The 1,096-nt window shown below is 73.5% G+C and carries 1 protein-coding gene; it reads right to left on the minus strand.

Going from position 1 to position 1,096, the window contains the following annotated elements:
* A partial coding sequence (locus AB0J52_RS41845) for a PHP domain-containing protein (protein ID WP_500188853.1) occupies nt 1–1,096 on the minus strand: 1,096 nt, incomplete at both ends.

A 1,096-nucleotide genomic window follows, 5' to 3' on the forward strand; every position in this document is an offset into this window, starting at 1 on the left:
CGCGCCGCGCCTGACCGTGACGCGGCCGCCCAGCGTGGCCGGGTGGCCGCCGCCTTCGCCGTGGACGCGCACGTCGAGGTCCGACACCAGGCCGCCCATCGTGACCCACACGCGGCCGTGGCGGATGGCGTCCATGACGCCGCGGAAGGTCGGGGAGGTCGCGCCGACGACGGTGCGGCTGAACTGGCCGGGCCAGAAGTCGGCGTAGGTGTGGGGTGTCCCCGTGTCGACCGGGTCGGGGTAGCGGCCGTGCGCGTCGTACCAGCCGTCCGGGACGGAGGGGGAGGCGAGGGTGCTGCCGTTGGCGCTGTGGATGTCGGAGTTGCTGGTGATCCACCAGCCGCGGCCCTCGGCGAGCATCGCGTCCCAGAGGCCGCCGAGCTTGGCGGTCATCCAGTCGAAGCCGCCGAACGTCCGGTAGGACTCCGACGGCCAGCCCGTCCAGGAGTCGGTGCCGGGCGCGTTGCCGTAGCCGCCGCGGTGGCCGCCGTCGTTCTGCGCCCCGGGGGAGCCCTCCATGCCGACGGCGATGTGCGGCGCGGTGTCGCGGTAGTCGCGGAACTCGCGCGGCGAGTAGCGGCCGTTCCTGCTGGGATGGTTGGCGATCATCAGGGCGGAGTCGATGGCGCCCCGGTCGATCTGGCCGGACATCCAGCGCAGCCCGGCCAGCGCGGCCGCCTCGTTGGCGGGCGAAGTGTGGTTGGTGCCGTTGATGTTGCCGTCGAAGAGCTTCTCGAAGGCGCGCAGGGCCTTGAGCTCGTCCCGCGCGGCGTCGAAGAAGACCGTGGCGTGCTCGCCGGACGGAACGTTCCATTCCAGCCCCTGCCAGAGCAGCATGGACGGGTTCGCCCGCCGGGCCCGCAGGACGTCGGCGTAGGTCTGCTCGACCGCGAACTTCTCGTGCGCGACGTGCCCGTGGTCGGTGATCACCATCCAGTCGAGGCCGTGCTCGCGGCCCGCCGCGACCTGCTGCGCGACCGTGTGCATGGCGTCGTAGCTGGACTGCGTGTGGACGTGGTGGTCCCCGGCGAGCCAGCGCAGCCGGCGCGGGTCCGGGGCGGACGGCCGGTGCCGCGGCCCTGGGGAGGCGGACGCG

The sequence above is a fragment of the Spirillospora sp. NPDC049652 genome, from assembly GCF_040675125.1.
Taxonomy (GTDB): Bacteria; Actinomycetota; Actinomycetes; order Streptosporangiales; family Streptosporangiaceae; genus Spirillospora.